Source organism: Halobacteriovorax sp. RT-1-1, from assembly GCF_047085455.1.
Taxonomy (GTDB): Bacteria; Bdellovibrionota; Bacteriovoracia; order Bacteriovoracales; family Bacteriovoracaceae; genus Halobacteriovorax_A.
In genome coordinates this window covers 212286-238871 of record NZ_JBKIXZ010000001.1, presented here as the reverse complement: position 1 = coordinate 238871, position 26586 = coordinate 212286, and the positions used below count along the sequence as shown (strand labels likewise).

Sequence of the window (26586 nt, the reverse complement as noted above, 5' to 3'; positions counted from 1 at the left end):
GAGAGGTTCCTTTTGGAAAATCAAGAAAATCAAGCAGGAAGTATTGGTAAGGTCGGACAGGAATATGGTGCAAGCCAGATTAGTGTTCTTGAAGGACTAGAGGCCGTAAGAAAAAGACCAGGGATGTATATTGGTGATACTGCCAATCGTGGTCTACATCACTGTGTATATGAAATTGTAGATAACGCAGTCGATGAAGCACTTGCAGGTTATTGTAGCGAAATTAAAGTTATTATTCACGTTGATAACTCTGTAACAGTTATCGATGATGGGCGAGGGATCCCAGTTGATATTCACCCGAAAGAAGGTGTATCGGCAGCGGAACTTGTATATACAAAACTTCACGCAGGTGGAAAGTTTAACGAAGAAGGTGGAGCTTATAAAGTTTCAGGTGGTCTACACGGTGTAGGTGCTTCTGTTGTAAACGCACTATCTAAGTGGGTTAAAGTTGAAATTAAAAAGCATGGAAAGATTCACCAAGTTGAATTTAACCATGGAGTAACTAAAGAGCCACTTAAAGTTGTTGGTGAATTAGAAGACAAAACTCAAACAGGTACTTCTGTTACTTTCAAACCAGATAATGAAATTTTTGAAGTTCACGAATTTAATTACGATACATTAACAAATCGTTTTAGAGAGATGGCCTTTCTTAACAAAGGTCTTAAGATCGTTGTTAAAGATGAGAGAACAGATAAGAATGAAACTTTCCACTATGAGGGTGGTCTTATTCAGTTCGTAGAATATCTAAACAGAGCTAAAACAGTAGTACACAAAGATCCAATCTATATTGCAGAATCAAGAGAAGATTACGAAGTAGAAATCTCAATGCAATGGACTGATTCATACTCAGAAGTTCTTTCTGGTTATGCCAACGCAATTACAACTCCAGGTGGGGGGACTCACATTTCTGGTTTTAAAACTGCACTAACTCGTGTTCTAAATGCATATGCAAAAGATAATAACCTGCTTAAAGGAATTAAAACGAATTTAACAGGTGATGATATGAGAGAAGGTTTAACAGCGATTATTTCTGTTAAACTTCCTGAGCTTCAATTCGAAGGTCAAACAAAAGATAAGCTAGGTAACTCTGAAGTAGAAGGTATCGTTAACTCTCTAGTAGGGGATGCACTTAAGAGATATTTAGAAGAAAACCCACAAACTGCAAAAACAATTATTAGAAAGTCTGTTGATGCAGCTGCAGCTCGTGAAGCCGCAAGACGTGCTCGTGAATTAACTAGAAGAAAGTCAGTTCTAGATATGGGTGGTCTTCCAGGTAAAATGGCAGACTGTCAGGAAAAAGATCCAGCTCTTTCTGAAATCTACATCGTAGAGGGTGACTCTGCCGGTGGTTCTGCAAAGCAGGGACGTGATCGTAAGTATCAAGCAGTTCTTCCTCTTAAAGGGAAGATCCTTAACGTTGAAAAAGCTCGTTATGACAAAATGCTTGGTAACGCCGAAATTAAGATGATCGTTCAAGCGATGGGTACAGGTATTGGTAAAGGTAACTTTGATATTTCAAAACTTCGTTACCACAAACTAGTTATCATGACAGATGCCGACGTCGATGGTTCTCACATTAGAACACTTATTTTAACTCTTCTTTATCGTCAGTTCCCTGAGCTGATTGAGCAAGGTTATGTTTATATCGCTCAACCACCTTTATATAAATACAAGAAAGGTAAGAAAGAGATTTATCTAAAAGACGAAAAAGCACTTGAGACATTCCTTGTTGCAAACGCAATTGAAGGAACTTCAATTAACTTCAATGGTGAAATGATTGAAGAAGAGACAGCTAAAGGTCTTATTAATAAATTCACTCAATACGACAAAACTCTTAAGTCTTACGATATTCACTTCGATACGTTCTTACTAAGACACTTAATTGAAGAAATTGGTATCACTGCAGCTGATCTTAAAGATCGCTCAAAACTTGATGGTATTGTTTCTAAACTTGATGAACACTTTAAAACTCAAGAGTCTGAAACATTAAGAAATTACTCATTCTCAATTGAAGAAGACAAAGAGCATGCATCAAATCTTATTCGTATCAATGTTAAAACAACAGCACGTACGAAGAAATTTAAACTTAGCTCATACTTCCTAGAGTCTTCAGAATACGCAGATCTTATGAACCTTTACGATGGTATCAATAAATTTAAAATTGGTAAGTTTATTGTTAAAGGTGAAAAAGGTGATGCAAAAGAATTCGAATCACTAAGAGGTTTTGCTTCTTATATTATCGATGATGCTAAACAAGGCGCGTACATCCAACGTTATAAGGGTCTTGGAGAAATGAACCCTGAACAACTTTGGGAAACAACAATGAATCCAGAAAATAGAACTCTTCTTCAAGTAAAGATTGAAGATACTATTGAAGCAGATTCAGTATTCTCTGTTCTAATGGGTGACCAAGTAGAACCAAGAAGACAATTTGTTGAAGAAAACGCACTTAATGTAAGAAATCTGGACGTATAGGACTAATTTATGACTGATGAAACAAATATCACAAATGAAAATGATAATGGTGATGGTGGAAACCATAACCACGGGAATATTCAACAAATTGGTATTCGCGATGAAATGAAAAACTGTTACCTCGATTACGCAATGTCGGTAATCGTAGGTCGTGCACTTCCAGATGTACGTGATGGGATGAAACCTGTTCACCGTCGTTGTCTGTATGCAATGCACTCTCTAGGTAACTACCATAATAAACCATTCCTAAAGTCTGCCCGTGTTGTTGGTGACGTTATTGGTAAGTATCACCCACACGGTGACTCTGCGGTTTATAATACAATCGTACGTATGGCCCAAGATTTCTCAATGAGATATCCAATGGTTCAAGGTCAAGGTAACTTCGGTTCAATTGATGGTGATAACGCTGCGGCCATGAGGTATACAGAGATCAGAATGCAAAAGCTTTCTGAAGAGATGCTAAAAGACTTAGATAAAGAAACAGTTGATTGGCAACCTAACTACGATGACTCACTTAAAGAGCCAACAGTTCTTCCAACAAAAATCCCTAACTTATTAGTTAACGGTTCAGCTGGTATTGCTGTAGGTATGGCAACAAATATTCCTCCACATAACTTAACAGAAGTTATGACGGCGCTTACTGAGCTTGTAGATAATCGTGAAATGTCGATTGAAGACATTATGAAGATTATCCCAGGTCCAGACTTTCCAACTGCTGGAACAATTCACGGAACTGAAGGTATTCGCTCTGCTTATAAAACAGGTAAGGGTGTTATCCAGATGCGTGCAAAGATGGATGTGGAAATTCACGGTAAGAAACAAGATCGTGAAAGAATTGTTATTACTGAACTTCCATATCAAGTTAACAAAGCTAAGCTAATTGAAAAGATTGCTGAACTTGTAAACTCTAAATCACTTGTTGGTATTTCAGACCTTCGTGATGAATCATCTCGTGAAGGGATTCGTGTTGTAATCGACCTTAAAAAAGGTGAGATCGCAACTGTAATCATGAATAAGCTTTATAAGCAAACTGCACTACAATCATCATTTGGTATTATTTTCTTATCAATTGTTAACTCATCACCAAAAGTTCTAAACATCAAAGAACAGCTTGAGTGTTTCATTGATCACAGAAGAGAAATCATTATTCGTCGTACAGTATACGAACTTAAGAAAGCACGTGAGCGCGCGCATATCTTAGAAGGTTTGAAAGTAGCTGTTGAAAATATTGATGAAGTAGTTGAGATGATCAAGAAATCTGACGGGCCAACTGATGCTCGTGAGAAATTAATGAGTACATTCTCATTAAGCGAGATTCAAGCTCAAGCAATTCTAGACATGAGACTACAACGTCTAACAGGTCTAGAAAGAGATAAGATTATTGCTGACTACGAAGCAATTATGAAAGAGATTGATCGCTTAGAAGGAATCCTTGGTTCTGAAGATAAAATCAAAGCAATCATTAAAGAAGAATTCACTGAAGTTATTGAAAAATACGGTGATGAGAGAAGAACAGAAATCGTTGCAAAAGCAGACGAAATTCAAATTGAAGATCTTGTAGCAAGTGAAGAGATGATTGTTACAATCACTCACAAAGGTTACGTAAAGCGTATGCCACTTGACACTTACAAAGCGCAAAAGCGTGGTGGTAAAGGTGTTAAGGGTGCTGCAAACGATGATGACTTCTTCACAAATATCTTTACGGCAAATACTCACGATAAGCTTCTATTCTTTACAAGCCGTGGGCAAGTATTCTCAAAGAAAGTTTACGAAATTCCTGAAGGAACTAGAACTTCTAAGGGACGTAATATTGCAAACCTTATCCAAATCCCAAGTGGTGATCGTGTAACAGAAATTATCTGTGTTCCACACGATATGGATCTTAATGAGAAGTACTTAATCTTTGCAACTAACAAAGGTCTAGTTAAGAAGACAGCTCTTGAAGAATATTCAAACGTTAAGCAATCGGGACTAATTGCAATTAAACTGCAAGATGGTGACCATATTGTTAACGTAAGAATTAATGATGGATCAAAAGATATCCTTCTATGTTCTTCAGCTGGTAAGATCATCCGTTTCGATACTAATGATGCAAGGCCAATGGGACGTGTATCTCAAGGTGTTAAGGGTATCAACATCAATACTGATGAAGAAAAAATTATCGGTATGGAATTAATTGATGACCAAATGGAAATCCTATCTGTAACTGAGCATGGGTACGGTAAACGTACTGAATCTTCACAATACCGTAAGCAAACTCGTGGTGGGAAAGGTATTCTTGCAATGAGACTTACAGATAAGAATGGTGAGATTGTTCAAATTAAACCTGTTACTGACAAAGATGATCTAATGATCATTACTGACCGCGGGCAAGTTGTTCGTACGAAAGTAAGTGGTGTTTCTCTAATGGGACGCGCGACTCAAGGTGTACGTCTAATTAAGCCTAAAGAAGGTGAGAAGGTTGTTTCAATTGCAAAAATTATTGAAGCAGATGATGAAGATGGATCAACTTCTGAAGAATAAATTCATAAGGGCCAGTTTTTTACTGGCCCTCATTTTACTTACGTCTTGTGATTTCACGCCAAGAATTCACAAAGATATCCTAATTGCGCAAAATCATATCTCTAATCAAGAGTACGCTCAGGCAGTGAAGCAGTATCATAAGATTTTAGAGATGGCGCCAAATGATGAAATTAAAATCAAAATCAATTATCAGATTGCTGAACTCTACGCAGTCTCTCTTGGACAATATAATCGTGGAATTGCCTTTTACGAAAAAATTCCTAAACTTACGACAGATCCTGTTTGGCTTGTAAAAACACAAGAACGAATTGGCGAGATCGCTTTTCTTTATATTAATGATTATGCGAAGGCTGCTGAAGTTTATAACAAGCTTTCGGCCTTTAGACCTAAACTTTCAAATCACGATCTATATGAATTTCGTCTTGCTCGTTCTTATATCAAACTTAAGGAATATGATAAGGCGACTGAGCACTTAGTTTCTATGCATAATAATGGAAACCATAAGTACTTCGTTGATAGCTTCTTTCAATCTGGAATCATGTATTTTGAATCGCAAGATTGGAACCGCGCTGTTCAATACTTTCGTGAATACATCAAACGTGAAGATCGCCGCGACCTAAAAGTTCGCGCCATCTTTCTTATGGCCAATTGCTATGAGACATTGGAGCGTCTTCAAACAGCCTACGATCTCTACTATTCAATCTTAGGTGAGTACCCAAATAACAAGGTTATTCAAGATCGACTAAACTCTGTATATGAGCGTCGTGTTGCGAGGAAGCGTTAGATGGCCCTTTATGACCCAAAATGGATAAAGCCAATGGCACTTGCCATGTCACTACCTTCAACGGCATTAGTTGTGGCCTGGGGACTTTGGGAGCTCGTTAAAAAAGGTGTCATCACTCAAGGTTGGGCCGTAGGAATTTTTCTAGCGGTAATTGGAAATATTTTAATTTCGATGGTTGTCTATGCTCTTCGTAAGAAGTAGATAATTCTCATGATTAAAGATCTATCTAATAAAATTAGTTTCCCTCGCTTTTTTATGCTGTCACTTCCTATGGCTGCAGTGTGTCTATATTTATTGACTCCAGGCATGGAATGGACAGCGTTCGCTATTTGTTACGCAGCAACTGTCTTATATTTAGTGATGTTCTGGATGGCCGTAGATGAGCTGATAAAGCCACATCGCATCGACGGTTATAAAGCCAATGGAAAGTATCTAGCGTTTTTATTTATAGGTAAGCTTGTTATTTTAATCGGGGCCCTATTATTTGGTGTACAAATTCTTCAAAGTAAGATAATTATACCGGTAATAAATTATTTCTTAAATATATTTGTGCTGGGCGCCAGCATCAAAAAGGACTAATAATGAAAAAAATAGCCCTTCTTTTAACTACTTTATTAGCGACAAATACATACGCAGCAGGTGGATTTCTGTGGCTTGGTGAACTTTCTCATGTTTTTCACCTAGGTTACGTTGATCACATCTTCACTAAGTCTTTTGTTGCAATCATCATTTTACTTGTAGCTCTTCTTTATAGAATGCGCGTTTCTAAAATGACTCTTGAAGAGACAGTAGTTCCAGATAGAGGAATTTCACTAAGAAACATCGTTGAGATGTACGGATCTTTTATCATGACTCAATGTCGTGCCGTAATCGGTGAAGAAGATGCACCAAAATATTTCAAGTTCATTTCGTTCCTATTTATTACAATTTTCCTAGCGAACGTAATTGGTCTTGTTCCAGGTTTCTTACCTCCAACTGAATACATCAACACAACTCTTGCTCTTGGTGTACTTTCATTTGTTTACTACAACATCAAAGGTTGTAAAGAACTTGGTACAATGAACTACCTTGCACACTTTGCAGGTCCACTTTGGTACATGGCAATCTTAATTTTCCCAATTGAGATTCTTTCAAACTTTATTCGTCCTCTATCTCTAGCACTACGTCTTAGAGGTAATATGATGGGTGACCACCACGTATTAACAACTTTCCTTAACCTTGAAATTCTTGGTGTGAACGTTGGTATGTTTGGTGCTGCAATTCCATTCTACTTACTTGGACTTCTAGTTTGTTTTATCCAAGCTTACGTATTTACAATGTTATCAATGGTTTATATTAGTCTTGCAACTGCTCACCACGATCATGATGAGCACCACGCACACTAATAAAAACTTAAACTTAATAATTTAACAGTTACTTGATCAAAGTAACGAACGTTTTAGGAGACTATTATGGAAAACACTCAAGCAATTAAGTACATCGCGTATTTCTTAGCAATGGCTATCGCTGCATACGGTGGTACTGCTGCACAATCAAAAGCTGCTTCTGTAGCTCTAGAAGGTATCGCAAGAAACCCATCTGCTGCTGACAAGATTCAAACTCCAATGATTCTAGGTCTTGCACTTATGGAATCACTTGTAATTTTCGTACTTATCTCAGTATTCCTTGCTGGTTAATTCGAAAATCTAAATTGATTTTAAAAGGAAGGCAGTCGTAAGACTGCCTTTTTTGTATGCGGCATTTAGCAGTATGCTAAATGAAGCTGTGCAACCCTGTACGACCGAGCACGATGCGAGGGAGAGAGGGTTCCTTGCAAATAGTATTTCTATATTACATAAGATAATATTCTCTCATGTACACTCTAGAAAACGATCAAATCAAAATCCAAATCGCCTCTATGGGGGCAGAGCTAAAAAGTCTTTACTCAAAAACAAAACAAAAAGAATATCTATGGCAAGGCGATCCAAAGTGGTGGGGGAGATCTGCGCCTCATTTATTTCCTCGTATTGGTTACGAGACGAATGAGTATATAGAGAAACATAATATTGTTAAGCATGGCTATGCTCGTGATACAGAGTTTGTCTTAAATGAACAAAGCTCTAATTCTCTTTCATTTAAGATGAAAGATGAATTAATTGTGAAGTATGAGCTTATCGAAAATAGTCTAGAAGTTTGTTATGAGGTTTTGGTAGATTTTCCATTTATGATTGGGGGGCACCCTGCTTTTAATATAGATTCTTTTCCTGTCGATTTACGCTTCTCAAATAAGTGTGATTATTACAAGTTACTTGATGGTGTTATTGATAAATCTAATTCATATCAAATCGATTCGGAAGCATTAGTTATTGATGAAAATATATTCACGGATGATGCTCTTGTATTTAATAATTTGTTTAAACAAAGTCAGGTTTGTTTAGCGCGTGATCTTGTTCTAAGTTATAATAGTGAATTGCTTGGTGTTTGGTCTCCACCTGGAGCGCCTTTTGTGTGTATTGAACCGTGGTGGATAAGTCCTAGTAGTATAAGAAATTTCAATTATTCCATTAGATTGTTATATTAAAATATTTCTTACTCATTCTATTAAATGTAATTAAATTAAAAAATGTGAAAAGCACGATAAACATCGACGTAATGACGATTTTTCCTGTAATTCTATGTAGAGCGATTGCGATTATGATACAGGCTGTATTAATTGCAAATAGAATTAATGCAGCTTGAATATGGCTTAACCCTTTTTTCAGTAATATGTGATGTAGATGATTTTGATCTGGTGTAAAAGGACTTTTCTTATTTAGAATTCTAATAAACATTACTCTTAATGTATCTAGTAGTGGAATGAAAACTACGGCAACTGCGATCGATGGTGCAGATCTAAATTCGAGTATTAAATTAGTACTTTTATGATTTAAATTTATGAACCTTATTAAAAGATAAGAAATTGTAAGGCCAATAAGAAGTGAGCCAGTGTCGCCCATAAAGATCTTAGCTGGTGTTTTATTAAATTTTAAAAATGCTAATAATGAGCCGATTAGTGAAAGAGTAATACCTAATTCTACTTCAAAACCATTGATTCCAAACCAGGTGGCCAGAAATAAACACGCCGATAGAGAAATGAGTCCTGCGAGCCAATTAATACCATCTATTAAATTGAAAGCGTTAATAAGCCCAACAAATGTTAAAGTTGTGATTATATTTGATTCAATTTCATTTAATGCACCCATTCCAAGGACATTGTAGAAGTTATCAATCTTTACGCCCGAATAGAAAAATATGATTTGTGCACAAATAATTTGTACTAGTAATTTCTTTCTTGCAGACAATACAAATATGTCATCTTTTAAGCCGAGGAAGAAAATAATAAACTGTGTGGCTAATAAATATTGAATTGTCCCAAATTCACTATTTGGAGTTAGTAGAAGAGAAGAGAAGCAAATACCCATGAAAAGGGCAATTCCACCTAGCGATGGAATAGGTGTTTCATGACAAGTTCTATGATTTTTCTCTGCATATAGTCGCGTGAATTCTGCAAACTTAATAAGAATTGGGATTGTTACATAAGTAATAATAAAGGCAGAAAATAGATAGAGTAAAACTTTAAAAATCATAATGTAATTTGCTTTATGTTCAATCAATAATTGAACTTTTAAATATTTGAATTTAGATCTTATTATTAAACATTTTTTTGCTATAATCTACATGATATATCTTATATTCCAATTATTTGAATCAATGGCAATTTAAAATGAACAAATTAGTCTCAGTTATAATCCCAGTATACAATGCTTCGCAGTACATTATTGAAACTTTAGCGTCGGTTGTAGTTCAAACTTATAATAACTTAGAGATCATCGTTGTTGATGATTGTTCAAAAGATAATTCTGTTGATGTTGTTCAAGATTATCTGTCCAAGTGTGATGTGAAATTCATATTAAAGCGATGTGAAAAGAATTTTGGAGGACCAGCTGGACCTAGAAATATTGGAGTAGAATGTAGTTCGGGCGATTATATAGCTTTTCTTGATGCTGATGATATCTGGCACCCAAAGAAATTAGAGGTGCAAATCAAATTGTTAGAGAATTCTAATGCCTTATTAGTTTCATCTTTGAAGTATGATTTTTTAGATGGAGACAATTATTACTTTAATAATAATTTGAATAAACTCGAAACTGAAATAATTACTTATAATAGAACTCTTTTTAAAAATACTATCTATCTCTCTTCTGTATTAATTAGTCGTAAAAAGCTGATATATAAGTTTAATGAAGCAAAGGAATTTAGTGGTGTTGAGGATTACTACTTATGGTTGTCTTTATTGAAAAATGGATCAAAGGCTATTTTGATTAAAGAAAATTTGATAGCTTATCGTATTCTTCTTAGTAGTCTTTCGCGTAACAAGTTCAAGCATTCACTTAAAGTTTTACGTGTTTTAAAAAGCTATAAAACTTTAACTTTCCCATTTTACTTCATGACTTACTTTATAATTAGTTATTTTAGAATTTTTAAAAAATCATTCGTTAAATAATTGATAAATTGATTTATCATAAATTTTCTTTTCTTTAAGACTGTTGATAAATAGTGGAGCTTTAACGTTCTCGTATTCTTTTCCAAATGTTGAGTTACTAAATTGTAACTGAAAAATACATCTCGAGTCTTTAAGGATAGGATCACCTTTGTGAATACATCTTGTGTCTACTGCAATAATTGAACCTGGTTTTCCGGTAATTTTAACTTCTTTGTCTGCTCCATATGCTTGAGCAACTTCTTTATCAGTAAAGCGGCCCTTCTTTCTAAGTTTAAATGGAAGCTTGTTATGTGAGCCTTTGAATAGACAGTGTGGTCCATTGTCCATTTCTACATCTGTTAGATAGACAAAGAATTTGATAAACTTAATTTTATCCATATCGAAGTGATACATTTGTGCATTGATATTTTTAAGATCATTGTTCTCGGTAGGGTATGACCACCACAGTGTAATTAAATCTAATATTGGCTTCGTATCTAGATAGTTTTGCGCTAGTTTTACAAGTGTTTGTGATGATGAAAGATTAATTAACTCTTCAATTTTAAGAATTCGATTAGATGATAGATCGTAGCGATTTGATTCTGGAGATAGATTGAAATCTTTATAATATGCTAGCTGATTACTATCAGTAACATTTCTAACATTATATTCTTGTTTGGTGATTTCTTTATTTATTTCCGTTACTAAGTTTTCTGGAAGCTTATAATTGAAAATATAATAACCATTTTCTTTCATTGAATTTAGGAAAAATGATTCTTCATCTTGTAGTTTAAAAAAAGGATCCTCTTGTAAAATGTTTACCTTTTTTTTCTTTTTAAAAACATTAATTAGGAAGCTTAGAAAATCATTCCAAAGTCCACCTGTAATAATAAACAATGCTCTGTGTAGTAAATATAAAAAACGAGACATTTACATATCCTTTCTATTTCCAATGATTTTATTATTTCCAACTACAATACTATAGCTTGGAATATCTTTTGTGATAACAGAATTGGCTCCAATAATTACACCGGTTTCTATGTTAACGCCTTGAGAAATATATGTTCCAGTGCCGATCCAAACGTCATCACCAATTTTAATTTTTTTATTATATTTGTCTTTAATATGACTATATTTTGCATCTTGATGTTTTATTGGCATCATTGGTTCTTCTTTGAAAATATGTGTTCCCGAAGAAGCAAAAACATTTGGCGCAAATAAAACATTGGAACCGATTTCAACGTCTCCGATTAAATGCGTACCATCCTGAATACTTGAATTGTCTCCAAGTGTAATCTTCTGATTTCCAGTTGTTGTTAGGCTTACTCTTTTTCCAACCCAGCAGCCTTTTCCAAAGGAGACACTGATATGATTCTTTTGTTTGTTGAAAATTCTAATTTCAGTATCTTTACCTATCCCCATCCAGAATGGAATTTTAACATTTTTGTATCCATTGCACTTCATCTTAAGTCTGTGTGGATTTCTTATCCAAAAAAGTAATTGGTTTAAATTGTAAGTTATTACATTAAAAATTTTTTGTGATATTTTATTCATAAATGAATTCTCTCAATACAAAAATTTACTCTAACATTATATGGCAATTCTTTCCAAGTGTCTTGAGAATAGCTATTTCTTTTGTTGGTACGATGTATGTTGCCAATCAAATGTCTAAGGCAGATTTTGGTACTTTTCAATATCTAACATCGTACTTTTATATCTTCTTAATGTTTGAACATCTTACACATGGCAATATATTAAAAGAATACTTCCTTGAAAGTAATGATGATGACACAAGTCGATTATTCTCTTCAATATTTATTAGTATGGCTTTTTGTCTACTTGCTTTAATGATGAGTATGTTCTGGTTTAGAGAAAGCCAAGAGTGGTATCTGTGGTCATTTTTCATGATTGCTTTATTTTTTAGGTCTTTTAGTCCTATTTCTTATTATTTTGATAGCCTTTTATTGTCTAAATATGGCTCTACATCTCAATTAGTAGGTAGTTTATCATTTAATTTGCTAAGACTTTTAAATCCTATAAGTCTTTCATTTCAATGTGCAGTTTTCTCACTGCAATTTGTTATCGTTTCTTTAATCAACATATTCACATTTAAGGCTAAGATTAATAATTTTAAAAATATAAAATTACCTAGTTTTAATATTATTAAAAATATTTTTATTAAATCATTCCCACTGTTTATCTCTGTATTGTTAGTGCAATTAACGCAACGAATTGATGTGTTTATATTAAAAAACTACTTATCTTTTGAAGATGTTGCAGATTATAGTGTAGCTGTTAAATTTGCAGAGCCTTGGATGTTTTTGGCCTCGTCAGTAGTGGTATCAGTTTTTCCTAAACTGATAAGTATCAGTAAAGAAGATGTATTACTTATTAATACCTCGTACAATTTTGTTAATAAAATTTTAATTATTATCGGCGCACTTATAGCTGTCGTAACATTACTGTTCTCAGCACCAGTATTAGAGTTTGTTTTTGATCAGAAATATAATGAAAGTATAAAGCTTTTAAATATTTATATTATTTCAACACCTTTTTTATTCCTTAATTTAGTGCAACAAATATGGGAGCAAAAAAACAATTATTTGTATTTTTCAGTTATAAGGCTATGCATTGGATTAGTATCAAATGTGTTATTAAATATATATCTGATTCCAAAATATGGTACTGAAGGTGCTGTATATGCAACTTTACTTTCTTACTTTTTCTTTAGCGTGTTTTCAAATTTGTTAACAATGAAGAGTCGTGAATACCTGGTGATTCAATTATCAATTTTAAAAATTTCAAAATATAAGATGTTTTTTAAATAGGTGTTTCCAATCTTATATTTTTGTTTAAAAGTTAGGATATAACTATATAATATTTAAGTTAATATTTATTATGGAGCAACAGTGCAATCTAAAGTTAATATGGCCGAGCTAAGGGAGCTCTATAGTCAAAATGTAAATATAATACATTACTTAGAAAAGAATTATAGTTATCTAAAAAAAACCGAAATTATAAAAATTAGTTACGACCTACAAGCCGGAAGCTATATCGAATACGCAAACGCAAATAAAGAATTTTTAAATGAATATACTAGCCTTATTGCTAAGGAGCTAGAATCATTCAAATTCAGTAATATTATGGAAGTCGGTTGCGGCGAAGCCACTACATTAAAAAATGTAGTTAAAAAACTAAATGCTCCAGTTGAGTATTTAGGATTCGATATTTCATTATCTCGTCTATTATATGGGAATCAATATCTACAAGACTTAGAAAATAATGGATGTCTTTTTACTGGTGATCTGTTTAATATTCCATTATTAGATAATTCTGTTGATATTGTTTATTCATCGCATAGCCTTGAGCCAAACGGTGGCTCTGAAGAAATGATTTTAAAGGAGTTATACCGTATTGCGAAAAAGTATATTGTTCTATTGGAACCTACATATGAATTTGCAGATGAAATAGCTAAAGAAAGAATGGTTTCTCATGGTTATGTCGTTGACTTGTATAAGACAGTTTGTGAACTAGGTTATAAAATAATTGAGCATAGAAAATTTGAAACATATTCAAATCCTTTAAACCCAACAGGAATAATTATTATTGAAAAAGATGCAGAGTGTATTGAGGAAAAAGGTGAATACTTTAGATGTCCTCTTAGTAATTATCCATTAACTAGGAAAGGTGATGTATATTATTCAAAAAATGGTGGGTATGTGTATCCTATTATCAGTAACATACCTTGTTTATTAAGTGATAATGCGGTACTTTCTACTCATTACGAGAAATTTATTTAGAATAAAAGTGAGTTATTTATGAATTATAAATCAATATTAGTAACAGGTGGTACAGGGTCTTTTGGGAAGAGGTTTATTTCTAGAATTCTTGAGGACCATCCAGAGATTGAAAGAATTGTTATATTTTCTCGTGATGAATTAAAGCAATTTGAAATGTCAAACCTTCCAGAGTTTAAAAAACATGCAAGAAAACTTAGGTTCTTCATAGGTAACGTAAGAGACGGTGAAAGACTGAGAAGAGCTTGTGAAGGAATCGATGTAATTGTTCATGCTGCTGCACTTAAGCAAGTACCTGCTGCAGAATATAATCCGATGGAATGTATTAAAACTAATATTCTTGGTGCTGAAAATGTCGTTAATGCTGCATTAGATTGTGGTGTTAAAAAAGTTGTAGCCTTATCAACAGATAAAGCAGCCGCTCCAATCAACTTATATGGTGCAACTAAGTTATGCTCAGATAAATTGATTGTTGCAGCAAATAATATGCGTGGTAATAGAGAAGTAGACTTCTCAGTAGTCCGTTATGGTAACGTAATGGGATCACGAGGTTCTGTAATTCCATTCTTTATGAAAAAAGCAGCAGAAGGTGTTCTTCCTATAACAGATGCAGACATGACTAGATTCAATATTACACTAGATCAAGGTGTCGATATGGTTCTTTATGCTATGGAGAACGCATGGGGTGGAGAAATTTTTGTCCCTAAGATTCCTTCTTATAGAATACTCGATGTAGCAAATTCAATTGCACCAAACTCAGAAAAACCAGTTATTGGGATTAGGCCTGGGGAGAAGCTGCATGAGGAAATGATTACGGAAACAGATTCATTTTCTACAATTGACTGTGGAAAGTATTATGTAATTTTACCATCTGTTCTCCCATGGAATGTTGATGAATATATGAAGCATTTCAATGCTGAATATGTTGAAAAGGGATTTAAATATAATTCAGGAACAAATACTGAGTGGGTTACAGTAGAAGAATTAAGAAAACTGATTAAGGATCATGTTGATCCAAATTTTAAGGTTGTTGAATGATACCGTATGGTAAGCAAGATATTAGCACTGCAGATATTGAAGCAGTAGTTGAAGTATTAAAATCACCCTTTCTTACACAAGGTAAATGTGTACCAGAATTTGAAGGGGGTCTCGTTAGATATACTGGTGCAAAATATTGTTCAGTGATGAACTCTGCAACTAGTGCGCTTCACTTAGCATACTTGGCTTTAGGTGTTGAGCAAGATGATATAGTTTGGACTACTCCGATCACTTTTGTTGCAACATCAAATGCTGCAATAATGTGTGGTGCAAAGGTTGATTTTGTTGACATTGAAGCTGACACATTAAATATGAGCACTAAGTCTCTTGAGGATAAGCTAATCCAAGCGAAAATAGATGGTAAACTTCCTAAAGTTGTTGTGCCTGTTCATATGTGTGGCCAAAGTTGTGATATGTTCGAAATATTTGAACTATCTAAAAAATATGGATTTAAAATTGTAGAGGATGCTTCTCACGCGGTTGGTGGCGAATACTTAGATACAAAAGTTGGTTCATGTAAGTATAGTGATATTTGTATTTTTAGTTTCCATCCAGTTAAGATTATCACGACTGCTGAAGGTGGAGCACTTCTTACAAATGATTCTGAAATTGATAAAAAAGTTAAGCTTTTAAGAACTCATGGTGTAACAAAAGAAAATCTTCATAACCCTAATGAAGGGCCTTGGTATTATGAACAACATGAATTAGGTTATAATTATCGAATGACTGAGCTTCAAGCTGCACTTGGGGTGTCTCAATTAACTCGCCTAGATTCTTTTATTGAAAGAAGAAATGAAATTGCGAATATCTATATTTCATTTTTAAACGAAGAGAAAATTGATTTTATAAAGGTTAGGGAAGATCGTAAGAGCTCTTATCACTTATTTGTAATTAAAGTTGCGGCCGTAAGACGTAAGGAGATATTTGAAAAACTACACTCTTTAAATATTGGAGCTCAAATACACTATTATCCTGTACATAAGCAGCCATATTATAAGGGAATAGCTAAATATTCTAACTTAGAAACATCCGAAATAACTTACGAGCAGATTATTTCCATTCCGATGTATCCCACACTTAATTTGGACGAAATTAATTATATTTGCAAGAGTTTATCAGAGTTACTCATATAGTATTAATTAATACTTCATTAGTTATACACGGCTTTGTAAATATAAAAGTATTTTGATTAAATCAATAAGGGGATTATGTATGAAGCTAGCTTTAGGAACTGCCCAATTTGGATTGGATTATGGAATTTCTAATAAATCCGGTAAAACTAACGTTACAGAAATCGAGAGAATTCTTTCATATTGTAAAAAAAATAATGTGGGCTTAATTGATACTGCATATGCATATGGAGATAGTGAGCATCGCTTAGGAATGTTTGAGCATTTATCAGATTTCGATATCGTAACTAAGTTACCATTAGAAGTTGTGAAGAGTGGTAGTGTGCATGAATATTTTAATGAATCCCTTAGAAGACTTGGGGTAAATCATGTTTCTACATATATGCTACACAATTCTGCAATTTTAAGTTCATCTAAAGGTGATAAAATTTATAATGAAATGCTCCGCTTAAAGAACGAAGGGTTTATAGATAAAGTAGGCTGCTCAGTATACACATCTCAAGAACTCGATTCCTTAATTGAAAGATATGATTTTGATGTGTTTCAAGTGCCATTTAGTCCTTTTGATCAAGAGATCTTAAATTCCAAATACATTAACAACAGAAAGCAAATTGAAATTCATGTGAGATCAATATTTTTACAAGGTTTATATTTTATAAGTATTGATGATATTCATCCATATTTCGAACCTGTTAAAGATAAGATACTAAAATATAGAGAAATATTGAATTGCAATAACTTTTCAGTTCAAGAATTTATTTATGGATTCTTAAAAAGCTATGATAGCATTTTGAGTTATATACTTTTGGCCGTTGAGAATGAGGAACAACTTAAAGAGAATATTGATTTTTACAGAAGCTCAAAGCCTTTAGATATAGATTATAGTGTATTTGACTTTGGGGATAACGCATTTAGAAAAGCTAATAGTTGGAAATTATGAAAAAAATAGATAATAAAATTATTTTGATTACTGGTGGTTACGGATATCTTGGGAGAGAAATTTCTAAAGGTCTTGCACTGGAAGGGGCGAGAGTAATTGTAGCTGGTAGAGATGTTGAAAAGTTTAATTTATATTTCTCTAACAACCCAGAAATTGATTTTGTTGAAATGGATATACTTGATCGTAACTCTATAGAGAATGCGGCTTTATTGATTAAAAATAAGTATGAGTATATAGATGGATTAATTAATAATGCATTTTCATTGCAGGGTGGAACAGTTGAAAATAGTACATTTGAAAGAGGTATATTAGGATCATTATCATCAGTAGAAATAGTTACAGATAGATTTTTACCACTACTTCTTGAATCATCTTCAGCTAGTATTATTAATATTTCTTCAATGTATGGCGTAGTAGCACCTGACTTTACGATTTACGAAACTTGTAAAAGTCAAGAAAGTCCAATTGCGTATGGAGCAGCTAAGGCAGGCGTAATTCAGTTAACAAAATATTATGCGAGTAAGTTAGGTCAAAAAGGAGTTAGGGTTAATAGTATTTCACCTGGTCCATTTCCAAACATCGAAAATGTTACGGATTCTAAATTTTTAAGTGAATTACAAAGAAAAACACTTCTTAAGAGGGTTGGAAATCCTGAAGAGTTGATTGGGCCGTGTGAATTTTTAATATCAGATTCAAGTTCATTTATGACTGGTCATAATTTGATTGTAGATGGTGGCTGGACAGTATGTTAAATGGAAAAAGAATAGTAATTATACTACAAGCTAGACTTTCTTCTAGTCGCCTACCAAATAAGGTTTTATTACCAATAGGCGCAAATTTTGTACCAATGCTAAGAATATTGACAGAGTCAATACTATTACTAGATTGCGTAGATTCGTGTTACGTTGCGATTCCTAATAATGAAGAGTCAAAACTTCTTTCCAATAATATTGCATCTTCTGTAAATATATTTAAAGGAGATTTGTATAATGTATTTAGTCGCTTTTATAGTATTTGTGAAAATGAAGAAGAGTCTATTGTAATAAGGATGACTGCTGATAATCCTATTATTATTGAAGACCTTTTTTCTGAGGCTGTATGCAAACATATTGAAAGTGAAAATGACTATACATATACTGAAGGATTACCTTTGGGATGTAATTTTGAAATATTTAATGCATCTTCGATGTTAAAAATAGAAATGAATGACCTAACTGCTTCTGAATTGGAACATGTAACACTTCACTTTAAAAATAGTGATAAGTTCAAAACAGGCACTATAAAGTTTGAGACATCTATAAAAGATTACAGATTAACTCTAGATGAATTTAGTGATTATTGTTTCGTTCAAGCACTCTCAAATAAAATAGAGCTAGGTTTAGTGAACTATAAAAATCTTGAACAAATTTTATTAGAGAATGTATATTTAAAAAATATAAATACTCATGTTGTTCAAAAGGTTTGTAATTGATAATCCTAGAAAAAAATTAAGCTTTGTTCCTTATGTTGTCGATTCTTATCTAATACAATATATAGTTTTTTAAAAAAATTGGCATAAAGTAGAATTCACGTTTAGGAATTTTGATGAAAAAAGTACTATTTAAAGTAGATGCATCTGAAGATATCGGATATGGACATTTTTTTAGATGTTTAAATTTAGCAAAATTTTTATATGCTAACAACTATGATATTTCTTTCTTGTGTCAATCTGAGAAAGGAAACATTAATCATATTATTCCAAAAGAATTTCATAAAATAGAAACAAATATTTTTGGTTATGTTGACCCATCAGAAGTGATATCTATTATTCGTAACAAATCTATAGATTTTCTAATTATGGATAATTATGAAATTGATTATTTTTATGAAAAAGCTATTCTTGAGCAAACCAGTGTTAAGTATTTAGCATTAGATGATATTGGTAGAGAACATTATTGTGATATTATTGTGGATCAAAATATAAATGCTCATGAATCCCAATATATTAATGATAGAGTGAAAAAAGTTCTTTGTGGTTTAGAATATGTAATTCTTGGTAATCACTTTTTAAGTAATATAGAAAATATAAAACCTAGAAAGAGTATTAATAAAGTTCTTGTTTTCTTTGGTGGTTCTGACATGACCCAAGAAACGAAAAAAGTTTTAGATGCTTTGTGTGAGTGCGATTATAATTTAAACTTTACTGTTATTAGTAAGGAAGCAAAAGAGCTTAGAGAGTTATATCATAATTTGAAAAATATTTCTTATTTCGAATTTGTAGATAACATGGCCACTACTATGTTGGAACATGACCTAATGTTTGGAGCTTATGGTACGACGACATGGGAACGTTTTTATCTAGGTTTACCTTCTGCTTGTGTCACAATTGCAGACAATCAAGAAGAAAATGCAAAGTATTTAACACAGAAGGAATTGGTAACATTTGTAGGCGATGGAAGGTTTACAACTAGTAATGATTGGATAAGAGTAATTCAAAGTATTGCTTCAGAATCTTCTAGGTATATAAAGAATTCTAAGAAAATTTTAGAGCTAGTTGATGGTAGAGGTCTTACAAGAATTAAAGAAGAAATGGAGAAATTATGATTGATTTTCATTTGAGAAAAGCTTTGATTGAGGATAGTGAGTTTTTATTAGAAAATAGAAATAATCCAGAAATTTATAAATACTTTCATAATAATAAACCTGTTGAAAGAAGTGACCATGAGAAATGGTATGCGTCTGCTTTAACAAGTAATAATAACTTAGTTTATATTGCTGAAAGTGATAGTGAGAAAGTTGGTGTGATTCAATTGAGAATTATAGATTCAACTGGCTTAGTAAGTATTTATATTTCACCGATCCATCATGGTAAAGGTTACGCATTGAGATCTTTGAATGCTCTTAAAGTCTATGCACAAGAAATGGGATTAAAGAATTTAACTGCTGAAGTAGTAATTGAGAATGAAGCCTCTCAGAGACTTTTTGAAAAGTCTGGCTTTAATAAAAGTTACATAACCTATACTTATAATTTATAATTAATCAAAGTCTTCCCAAGAAGTTGCTTGAGCAAATTTTACTGATATTTTCAGTTTTTTACCAACTACATCATTGTACAGCTTTGCAGGAATTCCATAACCAGGTCTAACTCTTTTGATGTCTTCTTCTTTAATTGTGGCACCAGCTTCAAGATCTTTAATGTAATAAATAGATCTTCGAAATTTTAAGTTTGTTAATTCTTTCTCACCTCTTCTAATTCCATGTACACCAAGAGCTTCCCATGCAGCTTTTGTTAATTTACAAAGCTCTGTAAGTTCATCTGGTTCAAGAGAGAATTCAGAATCTGGTCCTTTATCTGTACGAGATTTGATAAAGTGCTTTTCTATTACTGTCGCACCTAAAGCTACACTAGTGATTGAGGCAATATTAGAAAGAGAATGATCTGATAATCCAACATTAATATTAAATTTTTCTTTAAGATAAGATATGCTATTTAAATTGAATTCGTTGTATTCAGCAGGATAACTACTTACACAATGTAGAAGAACAACATTTCTGTGATATTTGAATATCACATTTAATGCGTCAGAAATTTCATCAATATTAGACATTCCTGAAGATATAATAATAGGTTTACCTGTTTTGGCAATATACTCAATCAGAAGTAGATCAGTCATTTCAAATGATGCTACTTTGTATGCAGGTACATTTAGGCTTTCGAGGAAATCAACAGCTGATTCGTCAAATGGAGTACTAAATATTGTTATACCTAATTCTTTAGCGTAGTCAAAAAGCTCTTGATGCCACTCCCATGGTGTGTAAGCTTCTTCATACAGATTATATAGAGTATAGCCATCCCATAATCCACCCGTGATTCTAAAATCTTCAGTATCTGCATTCAATGTCATCGTGTCAGCTGTATATGTTTGAATTTTTACTGCATCAGCTCCAGATTCTTTTGCAAGCTTAATGAGTTCTTTTGCTTTTTCTATGTCACCATTATGGTTTGCAGATACTTCTGCAATGATATATGGATTATTATTTAGACCAATTTCTCTATTGTTGATTTTCATACTATTAACCTCTGTGTATGATGATTATATATTAATTATTTTGAAAAATATAGATGACGAGCTGTTTCATAGGGAGAAAATTTGGATAAATTTGTTATTGCAACTTGGGGGGAGTGGAATGTTAAAAACTACGAAAAAAACTTCTCTAATGACGATAGATATATCTTAATTAAGGAGAAACATGAATTAACTCAGGAATATTTAGAAGATGTTAATCCAAAATATGTTTTTTTTCCTCATTGGTCGCATATTATTCCGAAGTCAATTTACGAAAATTTTGAATGTGTAGTATTTCATATGACTGATCTACCTTATGGAAGAGGAGGGAGTCCATTACAAAATTTAATTGTGAATGGACAGACTGAAACGAAAATTTCGGCAATTAAAGTCGTGAAAGAATTAGATGCTGGCCCAGTTTATTTTAAGTTACCTCTAAGTTTGGAAGGAACAGCGCAAGAAATATATACTAGAGCCTCTAGTGTAATATTTGAAAAATTAATTCCAATGATTGTTACTGATAATCCGCAACCAGTTGAACAAGTTGGTGAAGTTTTTAATTTTAAGAGAAGAAAGCCCGAAGATGGCAACTTGGAAAATTGTAAAGGTATAAATCAGATTTATGATTATATTAGAATGTTAGATGCAGAAGGTTATCCCAATGCATTCTTAGAATTTAAAGATTATGTTTTAACATTCAAAAAAGCTCAATTACTAAACGGTGAAGTTAAAGCAGAGGTTATCTTTAAGCGAAAAGAGGATTAATATGGAAGTATTAGTTATCGTAGCTCATTCTGATGATGAAGTAATAGGATGTGGCGGTACAATTGCAAAGCATGTATCTAATGGAGACACCGTTTCATTATTAGTAATGACTGACGGTGTAAGTGCTCGTGGAAGTTCAGATAAGGCAGAATTACGCGAATCTGCACTTTCAGCTTCTTGTAAAAATTTAGGAATAACTGAGTATAAGCAGTTATCATATCCGGATAATGAAATGGATAGCGTCAGTCTTTTATCTATTGTTAAGGGGATTGAAGATTTTGTTGAAAACAAAAGTCCTCAAATAGTTTATACTCATTCAAGTAAAGATTTAAACGTTGATCATCAACTTACTATGAGAGCTGTAATGACTGCGTTTAGGCCACAACCAAATAGTTCGGTTGAAAGTATTTATGGTTTTGAAGTATTGTCTTCAACTGAATGGAATACCGATCAATTTCATCCAATGATGTTCAATGTCTTAGAGAATGAACATATAAATAGATTAGAAAAATCATTGAAGATTTATAAAGATGAAATGAGAGATGAACCACATTCTAGATCAATTAAGAATATTATTAGACAACGTGAATATCGAGGTTCATGTGTTGGTCATAATTATGTAGAAGCTTTTGAAGTTTATAGGGAAATCAAAAAATAATGAGAGTAGGTTTAATTAATTTTTTTCCAATGCGTCCGCATGTGGAACATATGTATTTTATTTCGAAATGTTTAGATAAACTAGGTCATGAGGTTCAATATTTATCATGTGCTGGTGGTGAAGCTAAATGCTACTATAAGATTATTTCACAAAAGTCGGACAAACTTGCATGTCTTCAATGTAAGTTAGGTGGATTTAAGTCATACGATAATTCAAATATCTCATATATTGATATTGATAGAAAAGTAGAAGTAGATCAAAAGATGTTTGATTGGCCTAGATCTTCTAGTTATACAGCATTCAGAGTTGAAGAAGGTTTTGAAGAGATTTTCATGGAAAAATCCAATGAACTTTACAACGAATTACTTTTATCTGTAGCAAGTGTATATGAACAGACTAAAGAGTGGATTCAAAATAATAATATTGAATATGTTATGGTTTTTAATGGGAGGATGGACATTTTACGTGCTTCTCTAGAAGCTTGCAGTGATCTAAATATACCTGTTAATACAGTTGAACGTACATGGTTTGGAGATGGTATACAGTTAAATTTTAGAGGAAATTGTTTAAATTTAAAAGATATCACATTTCTACATGAAGGTTTTAAAGACAAGCCCTTAACAAAATTACAAATAGAAAAGGTTAAAAGTGCATTTCTTCCAAGGTTTAGTAATGAAGATAATAATGAGTGGAGAAATTATAATAGAAATAGATCTGATTATGAATGGAGTTCTTCAGAATCAGGTTTGAAATGTTTAATCTTACCATCAAGTAAAAATGAGGTACTAGGTCATCCTGACTGGATGAATCCTCATAATGACAGTTATAAAGATGTATTTTTAAAATGTATCGATAAGCTTGGAATTGAAAGACATAATGTTATTCTACGTGGTCATCCTAATTGGTCAGAAAGAATCGGCTCTGCAGAGGGCATACATATAAATAATGATTTTAAAAAATGGGCATCTGAAGTTGGGATTAATTATATTGAATCTCACGATTCTGCGGATACTCTTGGATTAATTAAACAAGCAGATGTTGTACTACTTAATGGTAGTTCTTCTGTATATGAAGCTGCATTTCTTGGAACCCCTGCGGTTTTAGTATCGCCTTGTTTTTATCATAGTGCAGGGATTAGTACGAATGTGTTTACAGAACAGGCTATTGATAAACTAGATTTAAGTTTTATAACAAATTATAATCATAGTGACACCCTTGCTAAAGCTGCTCGCTTTATCTATACGCATGGTTTTAGATATGCACAATTTAGTGAAAGTGTTAAGGCAATTACTACGACGGAATACATTTATAATTTTGATGAAAAAGTAATGTCAAAACTAAAATATATTCTAGAGAAGAATGACATCATTTCAAATGACGAATCTTATAGTGACTCAACAAAAGATGAAGATGATTTCGTTAAAGCAATCATAAATGGAGACTTTAGTTACACTCGCAATCAAAATACGATTGAAGAGGGATTTGTAAAAATTAATCGTAGGTTTTTTTATAAACCAGTTGACTGGATAAGATCAATTATGAAAAGAGGCGATTTATAATTTGTTATTTTTTTTTGTAAGTCCAATGACGTAGTAACAAATCAATGCACCACTAGGTATATATCTCATTATTGGTGTAAAGATCATTGTTAATAGGATTAGAGTTATTAAAGCTGTATCTTTGAATACAAGGTTTTTAATACTGAGAACTAAATATCTAGTAAGTATTCCATAAAACAATAAAAATGGAACTAGTCCTTGATTTATTAATATTTCAAAATATTGAAAATCTGATTGAATATATTTTCCTGAGAAGTTGATAAGGCTGAACTTGATTTGATTAACTGAACTTAGCTGCGCAGTTCTATTACTTAGACTAAGCGATGTTGTATATTCAAGATCTATTATATTACCAATATATGGTATTTTACTTAATAATATTTTTAATAAGTACATATTGAATAAATGTGGGAATGACATATGAATTAAAAATATTATTGATGTCATTAGAGTTATGAGTTTTAAATAGATACTTATACTTTTTTTCAAATTTCTATTACTTATTTGTAGTTTAATAATAAATATATGGACTATTGCTAGGTAAATAATAATGGCTGCAAGTGACCCACAACTAACTATTGCAATATTTAAAATAATCATATCTATATAATTAAACTCTAATCCTTTTTCTTTGAATCTTAGACTACTGTTTAGTTTAAGAGTCGTGTAAAAAAGTAATATAAAATAGAAGTTAGAAGGTGAGCCTAAAGCTCCAATCATATCTTGTGATTCCCATGGTGAGAGAGGGAAAAATACTAAGCCAAATAGAATAGAGAGTCTTAAGTTAAATAATATGAAATTGTAAACTTTCTTGCTTTCAAAACAATTTAAAATATTACCTATAACGATTGAGTATAATAAATTTCTTTGATGGATAAGAATGTTTGTATTAAATGTTATAGCTAAGTTCGATAACGTGGGGGCAATAATTGCTATAGAAAAAAGGTTGCTAAATGATTTTAAAATATATTTTACATTTATTACGAGTATGGAAATGACAATTAGGTCTTTTATTCCCTTGATGTATTTTGGAGCAAGTGAAGTACCTTGTTTAAAATCAAAAAAATATATGTAAACTAAATAGTAAAATAATAATGAAAATAAACAAAGAGTAATATTTTCAATTGTATAATACTTCGAAATCTTTCTCATGTTTGTATATGATTGAAATGAAAAATCTTTTCATTAAAGCTTTGATTATCTAGTATAAAATCAAAGTCATCCATCTTCTTAATAGGGTTAAAAAACTTAGTTCTATTTTCTTTATTTACATTTAAAATGTGAACTAATTTTTTACCTTCATCGCGTGATAGGCGGTCTGAATTAAGAAGTACTGAGCCCATTGCTCCTTCAAGCTGTACAAATTCGCCTTTTTGATTCTTAATCAAATCAGGAAGTGCAATTTTACAATCAGAAAGGGCATTGAAGTTCACGAGTACTAGATTCGTATTGAAAAATGCATCTTCATCTTCTTTACGAAGACCGAGCTTTTCAAAATATTCTAGTTGCCCAGCTTGTTCAGCTTGAGCTTTTTCTACAATTGTAAGATATGTTTTATCGCCTTCGACTTTAAGAGCAATTTGTCCGCCCTTCATATCCCTTTTTGTCTTTGTTGTAGTAACCATTACGACAGGAATATTCTCTGTTAGCATCCAATTTACAATTGCACGATCAGGTGTTGAGCTCAAGTCTTCACCATTTCCAATACATGCAATTAGATTTTCACCTTCTGGACGATGACCTTTGAAGACTTCATAGCCAAATATGCCGTGGCCAGCTGGTGCAATTCTTTGAGTTGTAAGTTCGCCATTCTTAATAGTTGGAAGCTTTTGTTGAACAACAGAAGTAAGTCTTTGGAAGTCTTCATTTAAAAGGTGAGAGTGTTTATCCCACATCTCATCAAGTATTGGTTTTACCTCATTGTTAACTAGGTCCTGTAGGACCACTTTTCTGAATGAACTAGTTTTTTTTGAGGCTTGTATAATTTGCGCTTCAGCTAATGAGATAGCGCCAAATTCTTTAGTTTCAATATAAAGATCAGTAGATTTTGAGCCTGGAGTGATACGGCCGTACTTTTTAAGATAGTCAGAACGATCAATACTTGAACCAAGGCCACCGTGCATTTTCCTAAGCCACAAGGTGCAATCAACTACGTCTTTTGTAGAGTAGCGCTGTTTTATATCTTCGTATGAATGAAAAGGTAGCTCTTTTCTCATTAAATCACGGGGAGCAATAGCAGTAGGATAAACGCCTGTATCATATTCAGGTGTTGCTATTGTTAAAACCTGCTTCTTATCATCTAATTGTGAAAGTAGGCCTTCGAAGTATTCTAGTTCTATTGGATTCGTGATAATTTCTTTTAAATTCATA

The 26586-nt window shown here is 32.7% G+C and carries 27 protein-coding genes; 21 read left to right on the top strand and 6 right to left on the bottom strand.

Annotation, left to right across the window (positions count from 1 at the left end):
* Positions 1-12: 12 nt before the first annotated feature.
* The 8 genes from gyrB to ACMAWV_RS01160 all read left to right on the top strand — a co-directional run bounded on the left by gyrB (position 13) and on the right by ACMAWV_RS01160 (position 8342).
* Positions 13-2475: a DNA topoisomerase (ATP-hydrolyzing) subunit B gene (gene gyrB, locus ACMAWV_RS01195; RefSeq protein ID WP_412470499.1), complete on the top strand. Its 2463-nt coding sequence runs from the start codon at positions 13-15 to the stop codon at positions 2473-2475.
* Positions 2476-2484: 9 nt separating this feature from the next.
* Positions 2485-4998, top strand: coding sequence for a DNA gyrase subunit A (gene gyrA / locus ACMAWV_RS01190; RefSeq protein WP_233189727.1), 2514 nt, complete (start codon positions 2485-2487; stop codon positions 4996-4998).
* Entirely contained in the window at positions 4946-5782 is an 837-nt protein-coding gene (locus ACMAWV_RS01185) for a tetratricopeptide repeat protein (RefSeq protein ID WP_412463500.1), read from the top strand. The genes gyrA and ACMAWV_RS01185 overlap by 53 nt, the downstream gene beginning before the upstream one ends.
* A complete protein-coding gene (locus tag ACMAWV_RS01180) occupies positions 5783-5983 on the top strand; it encodes a hypothetical protein (protein WP_412470498.1) in 201 nt (66 codons plus the stop codon).
* Between the two features lie 9 nt (positions 5984-5992).
* Complete coding sequence (locus ACMAWV_RS01175) at positions 5993-6361, top strand: hypothetical protein (RefSeq protein ID WP_412470497.1); 369 nt, start codon at positions 5993-5995, stop codon at positions 6359-6361.
* A gap of 2 nt (positions 6362-6363) precedes the next feature.
* Positions 6364-7167 carry a F0F1 ATP synthase subunit A gene (atpB, locus tag ACMAWV_RS01170; protein WP_103218594.1) on the top strand — a complete coding sequence of 268 codons (804 nt, stop codon included), beginning with the start codon at positions 6364-6366 and terminating at the stop codon, positions 7165-7167.
* Between the two features lie 66 nt (positions 7168-7233).
* Positions 7234-7458: an ATP synthase F0 subunit C gene (locus ACMAWV_RS01165; protein WP_103218593.1), complete on the top strand. Its 225-nt coding sequence runs from the start codon at positions 7234-7236 to the stop codon at positions 7456-7458.
* 176 nt (positions 7459-7634) lie between these two features.
* Positions 7635-8342: a hypothetical protein gene (locus tag ACMAWV_RS01160; protein WP_412470496.1), complete on the top strand. Its 708-nt coding sequence runs from the start codon at positions 7635-7637 to the stop codon at positions 8340-8342.
* On the opposite strand, the gene ACMAWV_RS01155 is transcribed toward ACMAWV_RS01160, so the two are convergent.
* Entirely contained in the window at positions 8326-9387 is a 1062-nt protein-coding gene (locus tag ACMAWV_RS01155; protein ID WP_412470495.1) for a glycosyltransferase family 4 protein, read from the bottom strand. The genes ACMAWV_RS01160 and ACMAWV_RS01155 overlap by 17 nt on opposite strands.
* 137 nt (positions 9388-9524) lie before the next feature.
* On the opposite strand from ACMAWV_RS01155, the gene ACMAWV_RS01150 reads away from it, so the two are divergent.
* Positions 9525-10304: a glycosyltransferase family 2 protein gene (locus ACMAWV_RS01150; protein ID WP_412470494.1), complete on the top strand. Its 780-nt coding sequence runs from the start codon at positions 9525-9527 to the stop codon at positions 10302-10304.
* On the opposite strand, the gene ACMAWV_RS01145 is transcribed toward ACMAWV_RS01150, so the two are convergent.
* Entirely contained in the window at positions 10290-11213 is a 924-nt protein-coding gene (locus tag ACMAWV_RS01145; RefSeq protein ID WP_412470493.1) for a phytanoyl-CoA dioxygenase family protein, read from the bottom strand. The two genes, ACMAWV_RS01150 and ACMAWV_RS01145, sit on opposite strands and share 15 nt — an antisense overlap.
* Positions 11214-11837 carry an acyltransferase gene (locus ACMAWV_RS01140; RefSeq protein WP_412470492.1) on the bottom strand — a complete coding sequence of 208 codons (624 nt, stop codon included), beginning with the start codon at positions 11835-11837 and terminating at the stop codon, positions 11214-11216.
* Positions 11838-11839: 2 nt separating this feature from the next.
* Here ACMAWV_RS01140 and ACMAWV_RS01135 point away from each other — a divergent pair, with 2 nt between their 5' ends.
* From ACMAWV_RS01135 to ACMAWV_RS01095, 9 genes are all read left to right on the top strand, one after another.
* A complete protein-coding gene (locus tag ACMAWV_RS01135; RefSeq protein ID WP_412470491.1) occupies positions 11840-13111 on the top strand; it encodes a polysaccharide biosynthesis C-terminal domain-containing protein in 1272 nt (423 codons plus the stop codon).
* 81 nt (positions 13112-13192) lie between these two features.
* Positions 13193-14083 (top strand): methyltransferase domain-containing protein, encoded by an 891-nt coding sequence (locus ACMAWV_RS01130; protein ID WP_412470490.1) that lies wholly within the window; start codon positions 13193-13195, stop codon positions 14081-14083.
* A gap of 18 nt (positions 14084-14101) precedes the next feature.
* Complete coding sequence (gene pseB, locus ACMAWV_RS01125; protein ID WP_412470489.1) at positions 14102-15118, top strand: UDP-N-acetylglucosamine 4,6-dehydratase (inverting); 1017 nt, start codon at positions 14102-14104, stop codon at positions 15116-15118.
* Positions 15115-16251 carry a UDP-4-amino-4,6-dideoxy-N-acetyl-beta-L-altrosamine transaminase gene (pseC, locus tag ACMAWV_RS01120; RefSeq protein ID WP_412470488.1) on the top strand — a complete coding sequence of 379 codons (1137 nt, stop codon included), beginning with the start codon at positions 15115-15117 and terminating at the stop codon, positions 16249-16251. Before pseB ends, pseC begins: the two co-directional genes overlap by 4 nt.
* 79 nt (positions 16252-16330) lie before the next feature.
* Entirely contained in the window at positions 16331-17188 is an 858-nt protein-coding gene (locus ACMAWV_RS01115; protein WP_412470487.1) for an aldo/keto reductase, read from the top strand.
* Complete coding sequence (locus ACMAWV_RS01110) at positions 17185-17940, top strand: SDR family oxidoreductase (RefSeq protein ID WP_412470486.1); 756 nt, start codon at positions 17185-17187, stop codon at positions 17938-17940. Before ACMAWV_RS01115 ends, ACMAWV_RS01110 begins: the two co-directional genes overlap by 4 nt.
* Positions 17934-18659, top strand: coding sequence for a cytidylyltransferase domain-containing protein (locus tag ACMAWV_RS01105; RefSeq protein WP_412470485.1), 726 nt, complete (start codon positions 17934-17936; stop codon positions 18657-18659). The genes ACMAWV_RS01110 and ACMAWV_RS01105 overlap by 7 nt, the downstream gene beginning before the upstream one ends.
* A 113-nt stretch (positions 18660-18772) precedes the next feature.
* A complete protein-coding gene (pseG, locus tag ACMAWV_RS01100) occupies positions 18773-19771 on the top strand; it encodes a UDP-2,4-diacetamido-2,4,6-trideoxy-beta-L-altropyranose hydrolase (protein ID WP_412470484.1) in 999 nt (332 codons plus the stop codon).
* Positions 19768-20202: a GNAT family N-acetyltransferase gene (locus ACMAWV_RS01095; protein WP_412470483.1), complete on the top strand. Its 435-nt coding sequence runs from the start codon at positions 19768-19770 to the stop codon at positions 20200-20202. The genes pseG and ACMAWV_RS01095 overlap by 4 nt, the downstream gene beginning before the upstream one ends.
* Here the strand turns inward: ACMAWV_RS01095 and pseI are convergent, their stop codons facing one another.
* The gene (pseI, locus tag ACMAWV_RS01090) at positions 20203-21237 is read right to left on the bottom strand and encodes a pseudaminic acid synthase (RefSeq protein ID WP_412470482.1); all 1035 of its coding nucleotides are present in this window, start codon (positions 21235-21237) and stop codon (positions 20203-20205) included.
* Between the two features lie 81 nt (positions 21238-21318).
* Here pseI and ACMAWV_RS01085 point away from each other — a divergent pair, with 81 nt between their 5' ends.
* From ACMAWV_RS01085 to ACMAWV_RS01075, 3 genes are read left to right on the top strand one after another with little or no spacing between them, the layout of a single operon-like run.
* Entirely contained in the window at positions 21319-21999 is a 681-nt protein-coding gene (locus ACMAWV_RS01085) for a formyltransferase family protein (RefSeq protein WP_412470481.1), read from the top strand.
* Between the two features lies 1 nt (position 22000).
* Positions 22001-22657, top strand: a complete 657-nt coding sequence (locus ACMAWV_RS01080; RefSeq protein ID WP_412470480.1) for a PIG-L deacetylase family protein — start codon at positions 22001-22003, stop codon at positions 22655-22657.
* A gap of 41 nt (positions 22658-22698) precedes the next feature.
* Positions 22699-24216 carry a hypothetical protein gene (locus tag ACMAWV_RS01075; protein WP_412470479.1) on the top strand — a complete coding sequence of 506 codons (1518 nt, stop codon included), beginning with the start codon at positions 22699-22701 and terminating at the stop codon, positions 24214-24216.
* On the opposite strand, the gene ACMAWV_RS01070 is transcribed toward ACMAWV_RS01075, so the two are convergent.
* Complete coding sequence (locus ACMAWV_RS01070) at positions 24211-25368, bottom strand: hypothetical protein (protein WP_412470478.1); 1158 nt, start codon at positions 25366-25368, stop codon at positions 24211-24213. The two genes, ACMAWV_RS01075 and ACMAWV_RS01070, sit on opposite strands and share 6 nt — an antisense overlap.
* Entirely contained in the window at positions 25365-26585 is a 1221-nt protein-coding gene (locus ACMAWV_RS01065; protein WP_412470477.1) for a UTP--glucose-1-phosphate uridylyltransferase, read from the bottom strand. Before ACMAWV_RS01065 ends, ACMAWV_RS01070 begins: the two co-directional genes overlap by 4 nt.
* Position 26586: the final 1 nt, after the last annotated feature.

What these genes read in the sequence shown, in the direction of transcription:
- ACMAWV_RS01155 (WP_412470495.1), bottom strand. Translation starts at nt 9,387, where the DNA reads ATGATTTTTAAAGTTTTACTCTATCTATTTTCTGCCTTTATTATTACT.
- pseG (WP_412470484.1), top strand. Translation starts at nt 18,773, where the DNA reads ATGAAAAAAGTACTATTTAAAGTAGATGCATCTGAAGATATCGGATAT.
- ACMAWV_RS01105 (WP_412470485.1), top strand. Translation starts at nt 17,934, where the DNA reads ATGTTAAATGGAAAAAGAATAGTAATTATACTACAAGCTAGACTTTCT.
- ACMAWV_RS01135 (WP_412470491.1), top strand. Translation starts at nt 11,840, where the DNA reads ATGAATTCTCTCAATACAAAAATTTACTCTAACATTATATGGCAATTC.
- gyrA (WP_233189727.1), top strand. Translation starts at nt 2,485, where the DNA reads ATGACTGATGAAACAAATATCACAAATGAAAATGATAATGGTGATGGT.
- ACMAWV_RS01065 (WP_412470477.1), bottom strand. Translation starts at nt 26,585, where the DNA reads ATGAATTTAAAAGAAATTATCACGAATCCAATAGAACTAGAATACTTC.
- ACMAWV_RS01160 (WP_412470496.1), top strand. Translation starts at nt 7,635, where the DNA reads ATGTACACTCTAGAAAACGATCAAATCAAAATCCAAATCGCCTCTATG.
- ACMAWV_RS01095 (WP_412470483.1), top strand. Translation starts at nt 19,768, where the DNA reads ATGATTGATTTTCATTTGAGAAAAGCTTTGATTGAGGATAGTGAGTTT.
- ACMAWV_RS01145 (WP_412470493.1), bottom strand. Translation starts at nt 11,213, where the DNA reads ATGTCTCGTTTTTTATATTTACTACACAGAGCATTGTTTATTATTACA.
- pseB (WP_412470489.1), top strand. Translation starts at nt 14,102, where the DNA reads ATGAATTATAAATCAATATTAGTAACAGGTGGTACAGGGTCTTTTGGG.
- ACMAWV_RS01080 (WP_412470480.1), top strand. Translation starts at nt 22,001, where the DNA reads ATGGAAGTATTAGTTATCGTAGCTCATTCTGATGATGAAGTAATAGGA.
- ACMAWV_RS01115 (WP_412470487.1), top strand. Translation starts at nt 16,331, where the DNA reads ATGAAGCTAGCTTTAGGAACTGCCCAATTTGGATTGGATTATGGAATT.
- ACMAWV_RS01165 (WP_103218593.1), top strand. Translation starts at nt 7,234, where the DNA reads ATGGAAAACACTCAAGCAATTAAGTACATCGCGTATTTCTTAGCAATG.
- atpB (WP_103218594.1), top strand. Translation starts at nt 6,364, where the DNA reads ATGAAAAAAATAGCCCTTCTTTTAACTACTTTATTAGCGACAAATACA.
- ACMAWV_RS01180 (WP_412470498.1), top strand. Translation starts at nt 5,783, where the DNA reads ATGGCCCTTTATGACCCAAAATGGATAAAGCCAATGGCACTTGCCATG.
- ACMAWV_RS01110 (WP_412470486.1), top strand. Translation starts at nt 17,185, where the DNA reads ATGAAAAAAATAGATAATAAAATTATTTTGATTACTGGTGGTTACGGA.
- pseC (WP_412470488.1), top strand. Translation starts at nt 15,115, where the DNA reads ATGATACCGTATGGTAAGCAAGATATTAGCACTGCAGATATTGAAGCA.
- ACMAWV_RS01175 (WP_412470497.1), top strand. Translation starts at nt 5,993, where the DNA reads ATGATTAAAGATCTATCTAATAAAATTAGTTTCCCTCGCTTTTTTATG.
- ACMAWV_RS01150 (WP_412470494.1), top strand. Translation starts at nt 9,525, where the DNA reads ATGAACAAATTAGTCTCAGTTATAATCCCAGTATACAATGCTTCGCAG.
- pseI (WP_412470482.1), bottom strand. Translation starts at nt 21,237, where the DNA reads ATGAAAATCAACAATAGAGAAATTGGTCTAAATAATAATCCATATATC.
- ACMAWV_RS01070 (WP_412470478.1), bottom strand. Translation starts at nt 25,368, where the DNA reads ATGAGAAAGATTTCGAAGTATTATACAATTGAAAATATTACTCTTTGT.
- ACMAWV_RS01140 (WP_412470492.1), bottom strand. Translation starts at nt 11,837, where the DNA reads ATGAATAAAATATCACAAAAAATTTTTAATGTAATAACTTACAATTTA.